The organism is Lamprobacter sp. (genome assembly GCF_034860625.1).
GTDB lineage: Bacteria > Pseudomonadota > Gammaproteobacteria > Chromatiales > Chromatiaceae > Lamprobacter.
The window spans coordinates 1-673 of sequence record NZ_JAYESN010000731.1; the positions used below are offsets into that span (position 1 = coordinate 1).

The window sequence follows — 673 nt, forward strand, 5'->3', positions numbered from 1 at the left end:
AACCAGGTCATCGTTGGTGACCAGATAGCGCGCTGGACGCAGGCCGTTGCGGTCGAGCGTGGCGCCGATCTGGCGGCCGTCGGTAAAGGCGATCGCGGCCGGGCCGTCCCAGGGCTCCATCAGCGCGGCATGGAACTCGTAGAAGGCGCGGCGCTTCTCGTCCATCAGCCTGTTGCCAGACCAGGCCTCCGGGATCAGGATCATCATCGCCTGCGCCAGCGAGTAGCCGCCCATCACCAATAGCTCGAGCGCATTGTCAAAACAGGCCGAATCCGACTGACCCTCGGGGATCAGCGGCCAGATAGTGTCGAGGTCATCGCCGAGGACCTCGGAGCGCATCGTATGCCGACGCGCCGCCATCCAGTTGACATTGCCGCGCAGGGTGTTGATCTCGCCGTTGTGGCAGATCATTCGGAACGGCTGCGCCAGATCCCAGGTTGGGAAGGTATTGGTCGAGAAGCGCTGGTGTACCAGCGCCAGCGCCGACTCGAAGCGTTCATCGCGCAGGTCGAGGTAATAGTTGCCGACCTGACCGGCGAGCAACATGCCCTTGTAGTTGATGGTCCGTGACGACATCGAGGCGACGTAATAGGCGGTCTTGTCGTAGCCGTGGGCACGGATCTCATTGTCCATCCGTTTGCGCACCACGAACAGGCGGCGCTCGAAGGCGTCC

The 673-nt window shown here is 63.0% G+C and carries 1 pseudogene; it reads right to left on the minus strand.

Annotated elements, in window-relative coordinates:
• Positions 1-673 (minus strand): annotated as a pseudogene (locus VBE63_RS31025) (glutamate synthase subunit alpha); the annotation flags it as partial.